The following is a 16,545-nucleotide window of genomic DNA, read 5'->3' on the forward strand; positions in this document are numbered from 1 at the left end:
GGACACTATCCTGACGGCCGCAGCGCCTGGCTCAAGATGGGTTTACCGGACGGTTACGCTCAATCAAGTCAAGAAACTGCTCATCACTACAAGTGCCGAAGAAATTTAGAAGGTCATCTTCCGGCGATGAATGAGCGGATGCTTCGGAGAGCCCAAATTTTCCATAGAGGTATGCAGCCTTCTGGTGCAGCCCACCGAGGAATGAATGAAATTGATTTCGAAGAGTATCGCGTAGCAACATCAAGACCCGATTCCGAAACTCCCTCGTTAGCGGTTTGATCGCCACATTCGGGAGATTCTGCTCACGTCTTGAAAAAACGTCGAATAACTTTTCAAACACTTTGAGGTCCCCGTATCACATAACGCCGCGAAGCACGCGCGGTTGCGGAATGGAGGCGAAGCCGCAATGCAGTAACCGTCGCCGTGGCTTGCCTGGTTAGCACTGCTCAACTGAACGCCTGTGGCTAAAGTCAAAATGGTATTCCGTCTTCATCTTCCTCTGTTGCACCTGATTCGGTAGGCGGCTCAGGGCCAGAAAGAGCGTCTTCAACCGGCATCAGCTCCCACAACTCGCTCTGATGGAGCCAAATCGGATCAGCATTCTCCTCGATGAACTGATCTACAGGCATACCATCCACGGTTGGTGGCCGCTTTATTCTGACTTGCTTACCGTTCATAAAGACCCACTGGTACTTCCTTTGCCGCTCTGCCTTCGCGGCTTTCTTTGCTCTCTTTTGAGCCGGAGTGAGCTTTTTCTTAACCTTTGCCATATCTGAACTTTTTGGTGCTAACGCGAAGCTTAGCGGCGACCTTGTAATGGAGGCGAAGCCGCAATGAAAAGGGCGTCCGGCGGCCATCGGCCGCGTACTACAGCGACTTGTTAAAAGGTTTAGCTACCCATGCCACTGGTTCACAGTTATTGAAAACTGAACACGCGAAACAGCTTCTTGCGAAGAGCTCAATTTTCCGCCCAAGTCAGCATCGACAACAGCAAGCTTAAACTTAACCCCACCACTGCCTTCATCTCTGCTCTGCGTTGTGATCGCAACATCGAAATGAACGCCATGGCTTTGCTCTTTGGCTGTCCCTGCTGGAAGCAAGAAAAGCTTGGGTAGCTCGGAACCGTCTTCGTTCTTTCTCTCGTCAGAAAGCGCATCATTGGCAGAACTCACACCCTTCGAGATCTGAGCCAATGTTTCCTTGATGAAACTCTCCAGATCCATATGGACTCCTATACTTTTAACGAATGATATGGACTCCCCTGCTCCCACGGCATCAGTCATGTGCCACATTGAAGGTGTCTGACATCTTCAATCCGAAGCAGGAGGAGTCATCATGAATGTTACAACCATTGGCATCGATCTGGCGAAAACTGTGTTCAGTATTCATGGCACCAATCAACACGGCAAGGTCGTGGTTCGCAAACGGCTCAATCGCCCCAAACTGTTGGCGTTCTTCGCACAACTGCCGCCGTGCCTGATCGGCATGGAAGCCTGTTCCGGTGCCCATTACTGGGCTCGGGAGTTAACCAAACTCGGCCACGATGCCCGGATCATTGCGCCCCGCTTTGTCGCTCCGTATCGCAAGAGCAGCAAGAACGACGACAACGATGCCGAGGCCATCTGCGAAGCCGTCAGCCGGCCCAATATGCGCTTTGTTCCAGTTAAGACTGAGGACCAACAAGCGGTACTGTGCCTTCACCGCATTCGCCGTGGGTTAACCAAAGAGCGCACAGCCCAGATCAATCAGATTCGCGGGCTGTTAGCCGAGTTCGGACTGATCATCCCCCAGGGGCGCTATCATGCCCGACACCGGATTCCCGAAATCCTGGAAGATGCCGAAAACGGTTTACCCATGCTGGCCCGGCGTTTACTCAACAACATCAACCAGCGCATTCTCCAGCTCGATGAAGAGATCCTGGCCTATGACCGGGAAATCGAAGCCATGGCCCGGCGCGACGAGCAGGCCAAACGGTTGATGGCCATTCCCGGCATCGGCCCACAAACAGCCACTGCGATATTGGCCAGTGCGCCGGATCCCAGACAGTTCAAAAGCGGACGACACTTTGCCGCCTGGCTCGGGCTCGTGCCCAGGCAGTACTCGACCGGAGGCAAGCCCCGGCTGGGTAGAATCACCAAGCGCGGGGACAAGTACCTGCGAACACTATTAATCCACGGCACTCGAGCGGTGATTGCCAAACTCGACGACAAACACGATCAACTCAGCGAGTGGGCCAAAGGGTTGGTGGAACGCCGCGGCTACAAACGAGCCGCCGTGGCATTGGCCGCCAAGAATGCCCGGATTATCTGGGCACTGTTGATGAACCAAACTGAGTTTAAAACACAGCCTGCAGAGGGCTGATAACGGGCAACAACGACAGGCAGAACACGCCTGCCAGCCGAGTCTTGCAACGGCAAGCGATGACGGAACGGTCAGACCGAGAGTGATTGAACCTGTTGTGCTTTGCGGCTGATACAAGCCGACTAACGAATGAGGTCATCACTCACACGCATCATCATCCTGGCCCGGGCTGAAACGCCCACACAGAGGCCGAATGTAGAGCTGCAGTCTCAAACCGCTTCGAAATCAAATGGCGTTGCTTGACCGCAGGGGGAGTCCATGTAGCTGAGCACAGCGGCGACCTTGGAATGGCGACGAAGGAGCCATGGAAAGGGCGTCCGGCGGCCATCGGCCGCGTACTGCTGCGACTTGTTAAAAATTGGTCCAACTCTGAGGGTAGCGCAAACGAAAGATGACCGACATCACATCAGCGAACCTCAAGCGACCAAGTAAGACCAGAGAGAAAAAGACTCCCTGGACGCAAATGATCATAGACACTACCAACAGCAAAACCATAGTGATTGCAAAGAACGCAGTCGGATCCCCAGGTTGGGCAGAGTTGGCAACATCAATGCCTAGCGAGGCAGCTAAGAGGGGAACCAAAGTGAAGTACCATAGGCCGATTCCGATCACTACTCCCAAACCCGCAGCTACATTTGAACAGACCCTGTAGTAGGGCTTTAGCCTCGCAGCGTCATGAAAGAACTTCCGTATGCGGCCCATGTTCACCTGATTTTTAACGCGGAGATAAGCGGCGGCCCGTCAGGGGCGTCCGGCGGACGGCCCTCTGGCCGGGAGCGAACTTAATTGACTGGTTAAAGGCAGGTACTGACGCTGCCTGCTCCCTGGCAATGACCACGACGGCCTACTCCGTTTCCTTGCACCGGCTTACGCCGATACCGTTTGTTTGAAACCACCGCCAAGCCAGCGGTGGATGAATCTGTACTCAAAGGTACCAGATCCAGAATAAATTGTCGGCGGACGGCCCCAAACGGCGAACACCGAATTTACTACCAACACCGTTGCTGATTGAAGCAACCAACTCCGACGCGGGCTCTGACGGCCTTGGTGCTCACACAGTTGCCGGGTTTGGCTACGAAGCCCAGCACCAAGGCCACTGGCACTTAGCCACCCCAAAGACCGAAGCCTTTGCCATTAACGCTGCGCACAACGGCGCCCTTGGAATGGAGGCGAAGCCGCAATGCAAAGGGCGTCCGGCGGCCACCGGCCGCGAATTGATGCGCCTGGTTAGATGCCGGTTACCCCGGTAATGGATTACGGCACCCAATGCTGAATGCCCACTCCCGATACTTTGCACCAACAGGACCCATGGCGCCAGGAACCAGAGCACCGAGTACGCGGAAGTTGCCCGATGTTTTCGCCGGATTGCCCCACAACCTCAACACCGCGTTACCAGTCAACACTGATGCCTGACTGGCGGCTGTGTTTTGCCCAAAACCAACTGCCAAATCGCGCCCGAGCACCACACCCACGAACACGGGAGCCAAGGCATTTAACGCGAAGCTTAGCGGCGCCCTTGCAATGGAGGCGAAGCCGCAATGAAAAGGGCGTCCGGCGGCCATCGGCCGCGTACTACAGCGGCTGGTTAGTGGCAGGTAATGACACTGCCTACTACATGGCACTGACCGTGACGGCCTACTCCGTAACCCTGCACCGGCATAAGCCGATGCACTGTAATTGAAAACACCGCCATCGATGCGGTGAACGAACCTGAACTCAAAGGTAGCAGATCCAGACCGAGTTTTCGGCGGACAGCCCCACACGGTGAACACCAAAACCGCTACCAACGCCACCGCCTGCTAAAGCAACCAAACCGAACGCGGATTTTGACGGCCTTGGTGCTCACCAGATTATGCGGGTCTGGCAACCAGGCCCGGCACCAAGGCTATTGGCACGCCGCAGCCAAAAAGGACCGAGGCCACAGCCACTAACGAATGATATGGACTCCCCCTGCTCCCACGGCATCAGTCATGTGCCACATTGAAGGTGTCTGGCATCTTCAATCCGAAGCAGGAGGAGTCACCATGAATGTTACAACCATTGGCATCGATCTGGCGAAAACTGTGTTCAGTATTCATGGCACCAATCAACACGGCAAGGTCGTGGTTCGCAAACGGCTCAATCGCCCTAAACTGTTGGCGTTCTTCGCACAACTGCCACCATGCCTGGTTGGCATGGAAGCCTGTTCCGGTGCCCATTACTGGGCTCGGGAGTTAACCAAACTCGGCCACGATGCCCGGATCATTGCGCCCCGATTTGTCGCTCCGTATCGCAAGAGCAGCAAGAACGACGACAACGATGCCGAGGCCATCTGCGAAGCCGTCAGCCGGCCCAATATGCGCTTTGTTCCAGTCAAGACTGAGGACCAACAAGCGGTACTGTGCCTTCACCGCATTCGCCGTGGGTTAACCAAAGAGCGCACAGCCCAGATCAATCAGATTCGCGGGCTGTTAGCCGAGTTCGGACTGATCATCCCCCAGGGGCGCTATCATGCCCGACACCGGATTCCCGAAATCCTGGAAGATGCCGAAAACGGTTTGCCCATGCTCGCACGGCGTTTACTCAACAACATCAACCAGCGCATTCTCCAGCTCGATGAAGAGATCCTGGCCTATGACCGGGAAATCGAAGCCATGGCCCGGCGCGACGAGCAGGCCAAACGGCTAATGGCCATTCCAGGAATAGGACCACAAACTGCCACCGCGATCTTGGCCAGTGCGCCCGATCCCAGACAGTTCAAAAGCGGACGACACTTCGCCGCCTGGCTGGGGCTTGTACCCAGGCAGTACTCGACCGGAGGCAAGCCCCGGCTGGGTAGAATCACCAAGCGCGGGGACAAGTACCTGCGAATGTTGCTGATCCATGGCACCCGAGCGGTGATTGCCAAACTCGCCGACAAACACGATCAACTCAGCGAGTGGGCTAAAGAGTTGGTGGAACGCCGCGGCTACAAACGAGCCGCCGTAGCATTGGCCGCCAAGAATGCCCGGATTATCTGGGCGCTGTTGATGAACCAAACCGAGTTTAAAACACAGCCTATGGAGGGCTGATAACCAGGCACCAACGACAGGCAGAACATGCCTGCCAGCCGAGTCTAGCAACGGCAAGCGATGACGGAACGGTCAGACCGAGAGTGATTGAACCTGTTAAGCCTTGCGGCTGATACAAGCCGACTAACGAATGAGGTCATCACTCACACGCATCATCATCCTGGCCCGGGCAAAAGCGCCCAACAAGAGGCCGAATGTAGAGCTGCAGTCTCAAACCGCTTCGAAATCAAATGGCGTTGCTTGACCGCAGGGGGAGTCCATGTAGCGAAGCTTAGCGGCGCCCTTGTAATGGAGGCGAAGCCGCAATGTAAAGGGCGTCCGGCGGCCATCGGCCGCGAACTACAGCGACTTGTTAATTGGATACTTCAATGTACCACTTCGGTTTGATACGCCCGAAATCTCTACGAGTGTTGGATTTCAGTGCTTTCTTGGAATCCAACACCTTTGCCTCGCCATACTCCCGGGTAAAAACAACCCAATGCCAAAACGGCTTGCCTCGCTCAATACGCCATTTAATAGCCATCAGCGCTTTATCTGGCAGGCTCTCCCATGATTTAAAAGGAGTTTCTTCGGAGGATGCGGAGATGCCGAATTCACGCAACAGTGCTCGAACATGCTCTGTTTCTGACCAGAGCGCTGTGTCTGCCGCATATATGCCCAGCGCGTTTGCCTTTTGCTTGGCCTCCGCATAACTGACACCGGCAAGAGCAGCACTTGCCGCAATACCGCAACCAGTTGGCTCTTCCTGGATGACAGGTTCCATAGCTTTACCAATTAACGCTAGCGGTAACCGGCGCCGGAGCGCAGCGGAGGGAACCAAAAGCGGTACGCTTTTGGCGTCCGGTTGACCGCCTGGTTAAGGGCCGGTTACCCGTTGTTCTGTTGTGGCACCCAGTGGCGAATGCCTACTCCCGATACCTTGCAATAACTCGACCCATGGCGCCAGGAACCAGAACACCAAATGAGCGGAAGCTGACCCATGAATGGCCGGATTACCCCGCGACCTGAACTCCAGATTGGCCATCAAAACCGTTGCCCGACTGAGGGCTGTTTTCTGCCTGCCGGCACCCCCCCAAACCGCGGGAGAACACCAAACCCAAGAACACCGGAGCCAGGCCTTTAACGAATGATATGGACTCCCCTGCTCCCACGGCATCAGTCATGTGCCACATTGAAGGTGTCTGACATCTTCAATCCGAAGCAGGAGGAGTCATCATGAATGTTACAACCATTGGCATCGATCTGGCGAAAACTGTGTTCAGTATTCATGGCACCAATCAACACGGCAAGGTCGTGGTTCGCAAACGGCTCAATCGCCCCAAACTGTTGGCGTTCTTCGCACAACTGCCGCCGTGCCTGATCGGCATGGAAGCCTGTTCCGGTGCCCATTACTGGGCTCGGGAGTTAACCAAACTCGGCCACGATGCCCGGATCATTGCGCCCCGCTTTGTCGCTCCGTATCGCAAGAGCAGCAAGAACGACGACAACGATGCCGAGGCCATCTGCGAAGCCGTCAGCCGGCCCAATATGCGCTTTGTTCCAGTTAAGACTGAGGACCAACAAGCGGTACTGTGCCTTCACCGCATTCGCCGTGGGTTAACCAAAGAGCGCACAGCCCAGATCAATCAGATTCGCGGGCTGTTAGCCGAGTTCGGACTGATCATCCCCCAGGGGCGCTATCATGCCCGACACCGGATTCCCGAAATCCTGGAAGATGCCGAAAACGGTTTACCCATGCTGGCCCGGCGTTTACTCAACAACATCAACCAGCGCATTCTCCAGCTCGATGAAGAGATCCTGGCCTATGACCGGGAAATCGAAGCCATGGCCCGGCGCGACGAGCAGGCCAAACGGTTGATGGCCATTCCCGGCATCGGCCCACAAACAGCCACTGCGATATTGGCCAGTGCGCCGGATCCCAGACAGTTCAAAAGCGGACGACACTTTGCCGCCTGGCTCGGGCTCGTGCCCAGGCAGTACTCGACCGGAGGCAAGCCCCGGCTGGGTAGAATCACCAAGCGCGGGGACAAGTACCTGCGAACACTATTAATCCACGGCACTCGAGCGGTGATTGCCAAACTCGACGACAAACACGATCAACTCAGCGAGTGGGCCAAAGGGTTGGTGGAACGCCGCGGCTACAAACGAGCCGCCGTGGCATTGGCCGCCAAGAATGCCCGGATTATCTGGGCACTGTTGATGAACCAAACTGAGTTTAAAACACAGCCTGCAGAGGGCTGATAACGGGCAACAACGACAGGCAGAACACGCCTGCCAGCCGAGTCTTGCAACGGCAAGCGATGACGGAACGGTCAGACCGAGAGTGATTGAACCTGTTGTGCTTTGCGGCTGATACAAGCCGACTAACGAATGAGGTCATCACTCACACGCATCATCATCCTGGCCCGGGCTGAAACGCCCACACAGAGGCCGAATGTAGAGCTGCAGTCTCAAACCGCTTCGAAATCAAATGGCGTTGCTTGACCGCAGGGGGAGTCCATGTAGCAAAGCGCAGCGGCGCCCTTGTAATGGAGGCGAAGCCGCAATGAAAAGGGCGTCCGGCGGCCATCGGCCGCGTACTGACGCGACTGGTTAAGTGACAGCACTGGTTAACATCCCGTACGAAGAAAGACCAAATAACGTGAGTGGTAAGATGATATATGCGACTGCATCGGAATACCCCCAACGAGACTCACGTCTGCGCTTTGAACGCAACTTGCAGACGGAATATCCGAAAAAGGCAAAGATGCACGCTCCAGCGTAAGGCATCCAGAACACTTCGTCAGAAGCCATCAACGACACCGGAATTAAAGGAGAGAAGCACCATAGAGTTGCTACGAAATGGGCGCCATCTACCAACTCAACGATTCTGCTCATATCAATTAACAGCTAATTCAACGACAAATTACAGCTATCCAAAATGCGCTTATCCCGGGGCACTAGGAAAGTCATTCATTAAATTATTTTCAAAATCAAACTACTACCGGCCCACCAAATATGACGCACCGGGAAATAAGCGCCAGTTGTCGGTTTCTCCCCGAATCAGTGGAGCGCCTATTTGTAATTTAACGTTCTGACTATTCCATGATTTTCATTAGGTTACAAGCCAAGAGAGACCACGTTCACAGAGTTTTACGACAGTTGTCGTCTATTTCCACTATCGACCGTGAATTTGCAGTGGCCCACGCCCTGTTTGAACTCGGGCGTATACAGCCGGGCAGGGAGGCCGGCCCAGTGTGACCCTGGGCCGGAGTGATGCAGCAAGAAGGTCGTTTACCTCTTCAACCCCATCTCCTCAATCGAAATCTCCCGCATCTTGAACTTCTGAATCTTCCCGGTCACGGTCATCGGGAAGGCATCCACAAACTTGTAGTTCTTGGGGATTTTGAAGTGGGCGATTTTGCCTTTGCAGAAGGCCTGCAAGTCGTCACCGGTTACCGGGTCTGTGTCTGGGCGCAGTTTTACCCAAGCAATCAGTTCTTCGCCGTATTTTTCATCGGGTATGCCGGTTACCTGCACGTCTTCGATGGCGGGGTGGGTGTAGAGGAATTCTTCGATTTCTTTCGGGTAGATGTTCTCGCCGCCGCGGATGACCATGTCTTTGATGCGGCCGACGATCTGGATGTAGCCGTCCTCGTCCATGGTGGCCAGGTCGCCTGTGTGCATCCAGCCGCCGTCGTCTATGGCTTCACGGGTTTTCTCTTCGTTGTTCCAGTACTTCAGCATCACGCTGTAGCCACGGGTGCAGAGTTCGCCAATTTCGCCACGGGGCACCACGTTGCCGGTGCCGGGGTCGACAATCTTGGTTTCCAGGTGCGGCTGTGTTCGGCCCACGGTGGTGACCTGTTTTTCGAACGGGTCTTCGGAGCTGGTCTGGGTGGATACCGGGCTGGTTTCGGTCATGCCGTAGGCAATCTGCACTTCCTTCATGTTCATCTTGCCGTTGACCTTTTTCATCACTTCCGCCGGGCAGATGGAGCCAGCCATGATGCCGGTGCGCAGGGTGGAGAGGTCGTAGGTGTCGAACTCCGGGTCGGCCAGTTCGGCGATGAACATGGTGGGCACGCCGTACAGGGCGGTGGCTTTTTCCTGGTGCACGGCCTGCAGTACGGTTTTCGGGTCAAAGCCTTCGCCCGGGTAGATCATGGCGGTGCCGTGGGTAATGCAGCCCAGGTTGCCCATCACCATGCCAAAGCAGTGGTACAGGGGCACGGGGATAACCAGGCGGTCGTTCTCGGTCAGGCGCTGGCTTTCACCTACAAAGTAGCCGTTGTTGAGGATGTTGTGGTGGGTGAGGGTGGCGCCTTTGGGGTTGCCGGTGGTGCCGGAGGTGAACTGGATGTTGATGGGGTCATCAAACTGCAGCTCGCTCTGGCGTTCGCTCAGGTCGGCTTCGGACACTTGGCTGGCAAAACCGATGAACTCTTTCCAGGTCCACATGCCGTCGTGCTTGTCGTCGTGCATGTTGATGACGGCGCGAAGGTCTGGCAGGTGATCGGCTTTGAGTTTGCCGGGGGCGCTGCATTTCAGCTCTGGCGCCAGCTCGTAGATCATTTCCCGATAGTTGGAGGCTTTGAAGCTGTCTGCGGTGACCAGGGTGGTGATGCCGGCCAGGTTGAGGGCGTATTGCAGTTCGTGCACGCCGTAGGCCGGGTTGATGTTCACCAGAATGGCGCCCACTTTGGCGGTGGCGAACTGGGTAACGGTCCACTCATACCGGTTGGGAGACCAGATGCCCACGCGGTCGCCGCGTTTGACACCGATGGCCATAAAGGCGCGGGCGGCTTCGTTGACCTTGTCGACGAATTCTTTGTAAGTCCAGCGGATGTCCTGGTGCAGGCATACCAGGGCGTCGTTGTTGGGGAATCTCTCGGCGGTGCGGTCGAGCATATCGCCGATGGTCATGCCCAGTAGCGGTTTGTCGGCGGTGCTGCTCGTATAGCTGGGATTGTAGCTTGGGAGAGTCTTGCTCATGTCTCTGCCTCCATTTGTTTTTGTAATTGAGGGCTGGCAAGTCAACGCACTTGCTAGCGACTCTGGCTGTGGTATTCCGGGTTGGGTTGCATGTCGCTGGCGATGGCCACGCGGTTACTCATATTGTAAAAGCCGATCAGGTTGCTCAGGTCCCAGATGCCCCGGTCACTCAGGCCGGCGTCTCGCAGGGCCTGGGTGTGTTCTTCGGTCACCAGGGCGGGTGTGCGGGTGAGCAGGGAGGCGAAATCGAGCATGGCGCGCTGGCGCTTGTCGAGTTTGGCGCTGCGGTAGTTCATCACCATGTGTTCGCCCAGGGCCGGGTCGCCGCTCAGTACCCGCACGGCGGCGCCGTGGGCGACCAGGCAGTAGAAGTATTTGTTCTCTGAGGAGACGACGACGGCCACCATTTCCCGCTCGAGTTTGCTGAGTTCGCTTTCGCCGAGCATGAGTTCGTTGTAGAGGCGGGTGAAGCCTTCTAGCTGTTTGAGGTTGTGGCTGTAGGCGGTGAGTACGTTGGGGATCATGCCGAGTTTTTCCTGGCAGATCTGGAAGTACTTTTGGGTGTCTTCGGGCATGTCGCTGATCTCCGGGATGGGGAGATCGAGGGCCACTACGTTTTTGTTGCTCATTTTTGGGCTCCTAGCCTGCTTGATTCTGTGTGGTGGAGGGCGGGTACTCCTTCCCGGGACACGCTGTGAATACGTCCTTGTACGCTTGACTGCAGCATCCATGCTGCAGACAGTCCCGGGAAGGAGTACCCGCCCTCCACTTCGATCATTGGCAGTTTCCGCCTAATGCCTGGCCGACTTTTGAGCCGTTGTGGCGGTTCAGTTGGCTGCTGATCCAGTCGCCGGTGGCGACCAGTTTGTTCAGATCCACGCCGGTGTTGATGCCTAGGCCGTTAAGCAGGTATAGCACGTCTTCTGTGGCCACGTTGCCGGAGGCGCCTTTGGCGTAGGGGCAGCCGCCGAGGCCGGCGACGGAGGCGTCGATGATCGAGACGCCTTCTTCCAGCACCGCATACAGGTTGGCCAGGGCCTGGCCGTAGGTGTCGTGGAAGTGGGCGGCGAGTTTGTCCATGGGTATGTGGGCGGCGACGGCTTCGAGCATGCGTTTGGCTTTTAGTGGGGTGCCCACGCCGATGGTGTCGCCCAGGGAGATTTCGTGGCAGCCCATGTCGTACAGGGCTTTGGCTACCGTGGCGACTTGTGCCGGGGCGATGTCGCCTTCGTAGGGGCAGCCCATGACGGTGGAGACGTAGCCGCGCACGGGGATGCCGTGTTTGCGGGCTTCTTCCACCACGGGAGCAAAGCGTTCCAGGCTTTCGGCGATGGTGCAGTTGATGTTCTTTTTGGTGAAGCTTTCGGAGGCGGCGCCGAAGACGGCGACTTCATCGGCTTTCGCGGCCAGGGCAGCCTCGAAGCCTTTGAGGTTCGGGGTGAGGGCGGAGTAGCGTACGCCGGGTTTGCGGGTGATGCCGGCCATCACGTCGGCGGCGTCGGCCATTTGTGGCACCCATTTGGGCGACACAAAGCTGGCGGCTTCGATGTGGCTCAGGCCGCAGTCGGCCAGGCGGTCGATCAGGCTGGTTTTGATGGCGGTGGCAATCACCGCGCCGGGCTCGTTCTGCAGGCCGTCCCGGGGGCTCATCTCAACCAGGCGCACCTGTTTGGGAAAGGCCATCAGCCTGCCTCCTCTTCCGTCACTTCAATGGCGATCAATTCGGCACCTTCGGACACCTGGTCGCCTTCGGCGAAGAAGATCTCGGTGACTACGCCGTCGGCCGGGGCTTTGATGGCGTGTTCCATTTTCATGGCTTCCATGATCACCAGGCTCTGGCCGGCTTTCACCTTGTCGCCGACTTTCGCTTGCACGGCGACGATGGCGCCGTTCATGGGTGCGGCCAGGCTGCCTTCGCCGGCCATTTCTTCAAAGCCGTAGCTTTCTTTGTAGAGGGTGCAGTTGAAGGTGTCGCCTTCGTAGAAGAGCACCAGTTGGTCGTTGTGCAGGTTGCCGTGAACGCTGATGCGATGGCCGTTAATCACGGCCTGCAGGTAGTCGTCGTCCAGGCGCATGGTGAGGTTGTACACGCTGCCGCCCACGTAAACCTGGTAGCGGTCGTCGCGCTCCAGAATTTTAAGGTCATGGATGTCGTCGCCTACCTGTAACTGCAGAGGCTGGGCGTATTCGGAGTTCATGCGCCAGCTGTTCTGGCGGGCGAAGGGCGACCAGGGGTCTGTGCTGATCACTTCCCGGGATTTGCGTTGTTCCAGCACAAAGCCGGCGGCCAGCACCAGGGCTTTGTGGGTATCCAGCCTGGATTTCGGGAACAGCAGTTCCCGGTGGTCGTCTATGAAACCGGTGGTCAGGTCCGCTTCCCGGAACGGCTGGGCGTCGGCCAGGGCGTGCAGGAAGCGGATGTTGGTTTTCACGCCGGCGATGCGGTAGTGCTCCAGGGCCTGGACCATGCGGTTGATGGCCTGGTCCCGGGTTTCGTCCCACACGATCAGCTTGGCGATCATCGGGTCGTAGTGGATGCTGATGTCGTCGCCTTCGGTGACGCCGGTATCCACCCGCACATGGGCGCTTTCATCCGGGGTGCTCAGGTAGCGCAGGTTGCCGGTGGCGGGCAGGAAGTCCTGGTCCGGGTCTTCGGCGTAGATGCGCGCTTCCAGGGCGTGGCCCCGGGTTTTTACCTGGGATTGCTCCAGCGGCAGGGGCTCGCCCCAGGCCACTTTCAGCTGCCATTCCACCAGATCCTGGCCGGTGACCATTTCGGTGACCGGGTGTTCCACCTGCAGGCGGGTGTTCATTTCCATAAAGAAGAAAGAGCCGTCCACGTCGTACAGAAATTCCACGGTGCCGGCGCCCACGTAGTTGATGGCCTGGGCGGCTTTAACGGCGGCTTCGCCCATGGCTTTGCGGGTTTTGTCACTCAGGCCCGGCGCCGGGGCTTCTTCCAGTACTTTCTGGTGGCGGCGCTGCACGGAGCAGTCCCGTTCCGCCAGGTACACGCCCTTGCCGCTCTGGTCGCAGAACACCTGGATTTCCACGTGCCGTGGCTGGGTCAGGTAGCGTTCGATGAGCATGTCCGGGTTGCCGAAGGCGTTCTTGGATTCCCGTTTGGCGGCGGCCAGGGCGTCGTCGAAGTCTTCCATGCGTTCCACCACCCGCATGCCTTTGCCACCGCCACCGGCAACGGCTTTCAGCAGCAGCGGGAAGCCGCATTTCTCGGCCTCCTGGCGCAGGGTTTCCGGGGATTGGTCGTCGCCGTGGTAGCCGGGCACCAGGGGTACGCCGGCTTTTTCCATGATGGCCTTGGCGGCGGATTTGGAGCCCATAGCGGCGATGGCCGAGGAGGGCGGGCCGATGAACACGATGTTGTTGGCTTCGCAGGCTTCGGCGAACTGGGTGTTCTCAGACAGGAAGCCGTAACCCGGATGGATGGCCTGGGCACCGCTTTCCTTGGCAATTTCGATGATCTTGTCGGCTTTCAGGTAGCTCTCGGAGCTGGGGGCCGGGCCAATGTGGAAGGCTTCGTCTGCCATGGCCACATGCCGGGCGTCTGCGTCTGCATCGGAATACACGGCAACGCAGCGGATGCCCATGCGATGGGCGGTATGTATGATCCGGCAGGCGATTTCGCCGCGGTTGGCGATGAGTATCTTACTGAACATTATTATTCCTCCGGAACCCAGTTGGCCTTGCGTTTGTTCAGGAACGCGTTGAGCCCTTCCTGACCTTCTTCACCCACCCGGATGTCCGCGATGCGTTGTGCGGTGTCGTCGATCACGTCCTGGCCGATCACCTTGTGGCTGACGGCAAATACCAGATCTTTGGCGGCTTTCATGGCTTCTGGCCCGTTGAGGGCAAGCTGCAAAAGCAGTTCGTCGCAGCGGCGTTCCATGGCGCTTTCGTCTTCACACACTTCATGCACCAGGCCGAAGTGCTCGGCTTGCCGGGCGGTGAAGACTTCGGCGCTGATAAAGTAGCGCCGGGCCTGGCGCTCACCGATGGCGCGCACCACGTAGGGGCTGATCACGGCTGGAATCAGGCCGAGTTTGACTTCGCTCAGGCAGAAGCTGGCCTTCTCGGTGGCCAGTACGATGTCGCAGCAGGCGGCCAGGCCAACGGCGCCTCCGAAGGCGGCACCCTGAACCAGGCCGATCACCGGCTTGGACAGGTGGTTGAGCACGTTCATCAACCGCGCCAGTTGCCGCGAGTCGTCCAGGTTTTCCTGTCGGCTGTTGTCGGCCATGCGGCGCATCCAGCCCAGATCCGCCCCGGCGGAGAAGTGTTTGCCTTCGGAGCGCAGGATGACAACGTGGGTGTTGTTGTCTGCGTCTACCTGTTCCAGCGCCTTGATCAGTTGCTGGATGATCACGTCGTCAAAGGCGTTGCGTTTGTCCGGGCGGTTGAGCACAACCTCGGTGACACCCTTGGCGCGGTGATTGAGGCGAACCGCTGGTTCCTGATCGGTCATGGCGATGTCCTCCATCACATCCGGAACACGCCGAAGCGTGTTGGCTTGGCGGGTCGGTTGAGGGTGGCCGACAGGCTCAGGGCAACCACTTCGCGGGTCTGGGCCGGGTCGATCACGCCGTCGTCCCAGAGGCGCGCGCTGGCGTAGTAGGGGTGGCCCTGGTGTTCGTAGGTGTCGATGATCGGCTGCTTGAATTTGGCTTCTTCGTCGCTGCTCCAGTCCTGGCCTTTGCGCTCCATGCCTTCACGTTTAACCGTGGCGAGCACGCCGGCGGCCTGTTCACCGCCCATCACGGAAATGCGGGCGTTCGGCCACATCCACAAGAAGTCCGGGCTGTAGGCGCGGCCGCACATGCCGTAGTTGCCCGCGCCGAAAGAACCGCCGATCAGTACGGTGATTTTCGGTACGTTGGCACAGGCCACGGCCATGACCATTTTGGCGCCGTGTTTGGCGATGCCTTCAGCCTCATATTTCTGGCCCACCATAAAGCCGGTGATGTTCTGCAGGAACAGCAGCGGGATGTTGCGCTGGCAGCAAAGTTCGATGAAGTGCGCGCCTTTCTGGGCGGATTCGCTGAACAGGATGCCGTTGTTGGCGATGATGCCCACGGGGTAACCGTGGATGTGGGCAAAGCCGGTGACCAGGGTCTGGCCGTAATAGCGTTTGAATTCGTCGAATTCGGAGCCGTCGACGATGCGGGCGATCACGTCGCGCACGTCGAACTGTTTGCGTAAGTCAGTGCCAACGATGCCGTAGATTTCTTCGGCGCTGTACAGGGGCGCCTTCGGCTTGCGGATCTCCACGTCGACCGGTTTGCGGCGGTTGAGGTTGGATATGCAGCGCCGGGCGATGTCCAGGGCGTGGGCGTCGTTTTCGGCGTAGTGGTCGGCCACGCCGGAGATTTTGCAGTGTACGTCTGCGCCGCCCAGGTCTTCGGCGCTGACCACTTCGCCGGTGGCGGCTTTCACCAGCGGCGGGCCGGCCAGGAAGATGGTGCCTTGATCGCGCACGATGATGGATTCATCGGCCATGGCGGGCACGTAGGCGCCGCCGGCCGTGCACAGGCCCATAACGACGGCGATCTGGGGGATGTCGTCGGCCGACATTCTGGCCTGGTTGTAGAAGATACGGCCGAAGTGGTCGCGGTCCGGGAAGACTTCGTCCTGCCTTGGCAGGTTGGCGCCGCCGGAGTCCACCAGGTAGATGCAGGGCAGGCGGTTTTCCAGGGCGATTTCCTGGGCGCGCAGGTGTTTTTTGACCGTGAGCGGGTAGTAGCTGCCGCCTTTGACGGTGGCGTCGTTGGCGATGATCATGCATTCGGTGCCGGAGACGCGGCCGACGCCTGCGATGACGCCAGCGGCGGGGACTTCTTCATCGTAGACGTTGTAGGCAGCGAACTGGCCGATTTCGAGGAACGGGGAGCCGTCATCGAGGAGGCGGTTGATGCGCTCTCTGGGCAGCAGTTTGCCGCGGGCGATGTGGCGTTCCTGGTAGCTTGGGCCGCCGCCTTGCTGGATGGTGGCGACTTTTTCTTTCAGGTCTGCGACGGCTTTGGCCATGGCGTTCTGGTTGGCCAGGAACTCGTCGGACCTCGGGTTTATTTTGCTTTGCAGTATCGTCATGTTTTCCCAGCCTCGGGTGTCGGGGCGTCGGGCCTGGTGGGGTGTCTTTCCGGGA

General features: G+C 58.0%; 12 protein-coding genes. 3 read left to right on the forward strand and 9 right to left on the reverse strand.

Annotation, left to right across the window (positions count from 1 at the left end):
• Nucleotides 1-470 precede the first annotated feature (470 nt).
• Both RVM24_RS02235 and RVM24_RS02240 read right to left on the reverse strand, forming a co-directional pair.
• Nucleotides 471-770 (reverse strand): hypothetical protein, encoded by a 300-nt coding sequence (locus tag RVM24_RS02235; RefSeq protein WP_084342486.1) that lies wholly within the window; start codon nucleotides 768-770, stop codon nucleotides 471-473.
• Nucleotides 771-893: 123 nt separating this feature from the next.
• Nucleotides 894-1,223: a hypothetical protein gene (locus tag RVM24_RS02240; protein WP_431474887.1), complete on the reverse strand. Its 330-nt coding sequence runs from the start codon at nucleotides 1,221-1,223 to the stop codon at nucleotides 894-896.
• 112 nt (nucleotides 1,224-1,335) lie between these two features.
• Between RVM24_RS02240 and RVM24_RS02245 the strand changes: the two genes are divergently transcribed.
• The gene (locus tag RVM24_RS02245; protein WP_058091130.1) at nucleotides 1,336-2,361 is read left to right on the forward strand and encodes an IS110 family transposase; all 1,026 of its coding nucleotides are present in this window, start codon (nucleotides 1,336-1,338) and stop codon (nucleotides 2,359-2,361) included.
• Nucleotides 2,362-4,385: 2,024 nt separating this feature from the next.
• Nucleotides 4,386-5,411 carry an IS110 family transposase gene (locus RVM24_RS02250; RefSeq protein ID WP_431474888.1) on the forward strand — a complete coding sequence of 342 codons (1,026 nt, stop codon included), beginning with the start codon at nucleotides 4,386-4,388 and terminating at the stop codon, nucleotides 5,409-5,411.
• A 352-nt stretch (nucleotides 5,412-5,763) separates the two neighbouring features.
• On the opposite strand, the gene RVM24_RS02255 is transcribed toward RVM24_RS02250, so the two are convergent.
• Nucleotides 5,764-6,174: a hypothetical protein gene (locus tag RVM24_RS02255; protein ID WP_213480196.1), complete on the reverse strand. Its 411-nt coding sequence runs from the start codon at nucleotides 6,172-6,174 to the stop codon at nucleotides 5,764-5,766.
• A gap of 452 nt (nucleotides 6,175-6,626) precedes the next feature.
• Between RVM24_RS02255 and RVM24_RS02260 the strand changes: the two genes are divergently transcribed.
• The gene (locus RVM24_RS02260; protein WP_058091130.1) at nucleotides 6,627-7,652 is read left to right on the forward strand and encodes an IS110 family transposase; all 1,026 of its coding nucleotides are present in this window, start codon (nucleotides 6,627-6,629) and stop codon (nucleotides 7,650-7,652) included.
• A 1,032-nt stretch (nucleotides 7,653-8,684) separates the two neighbouring features.
• Here RVM24_RS02260 and RVM24_RS02265 read toward each other — a convergent pair.
• The 6 genes from RVM24_RS02265 to RVM24_RS02290 all read right to left on the reverse strand — a co-directional run bounded on the left by RVM24_RS02265 (nucleotide 8,685) and on the right by RVM24_RS02290 (nucleotide 16,490).
• Complete coding sequence (locus RVM24_RS02265) at nucleotides 8,685-10,385, reverse strand: AMP-binding protein (protein ID WP_286920580.1); 1,701 nt, start codon at nucleotides 10,383-10,385, stop codon at nucleotides 8,685-8,687.
• Between the two features lie 53 nt (nucleotides 10,386-10,438).
• The gene (locus RVM24_RS02270) at nucleotides 10,439-11,014 is read right to left on the reverse strand and encodes a peroxidase-related enzyme (RefSeq protein WP_431474889.1); all 576 of its coding nucleotides are present in this window, start codon (nucleotides 11,012-11,014) and stop codon (nucleotides 10,439-10,441) included.
• Nucleotides 11,015-11,159: 145 nt separating this feature from the next.
• Nucleotides 11,160-12,068: a hydroxymethylglutaryl-CoA lyase gene (locus RVM24_RS02275; protein ID WP_286920583.1), complete on the reverse strand. Its 909-nt coding sequence runs from the start codon at nucleotides 12,066-12,068 to the stop codon at nucleotides 11,160-11,162.
• Nucleotides 12,068-14,062 carry an acetyl/propionyl/methylcrotonyl-CoA carboxylase subunit alpha gene (locus RVM24_RS02280; protein ID WP_286920584.1) on the reverse strand — a complete coding sequence of 665 codons (1,995 nt, stop codon included), beginning with the start codon at nucleotides 14,060-14,062 and terminating at the stop codon, nucleotides 12,068-12,070. The genes RVM24_RS02275 and RVM24_RS02280 overlap by 1 nt, the downstream gene beginning before the upstream one ends.
• A gap of 2 nt (nucleotides 14,063-14,064) precedes the next feature.
• Nucleotides 14,065-14,868 carry an enoyl-CoA hydratase-related protein gene (locus tag RVM24_RS02285; protein ID WP_286920585.1) on the reverse strand — a complete coding sequence of 268 codons (804 nt, stop codon included), beginning with the start codon at nucleotides 14,866-14,868 and terminating at the stop codon, nucleotides 14,065-14,067.
• A gap of 14 nt (nucleotides 14,869-14,882) precedes the next feature.
• Nucleotides 14,883-16,490, reverse strand: a complete 1,608-nt coding sequence (locus RVM24_RS02290; RefSeq protein WP_286920586.1) for a carboxyl transferase domain-containing protein — start codon at nucleotides 16,488-16,490, stop codon at nucleotides 14,883-14,885.
• Nucleotides 16,491-16,545: the final 55 nt, after the last annotated feature.

It is taken from the genome of Marinobacter sp. KM021, assembly GCF_050707965.1.
GTDB classification, from domain to species: Bacteria; Pseudomonadota; Gammaproteobacteria; order Pseudomonadales; family Oleiphilaceae; genus Marinobacter; species Marinobacter shengliensis.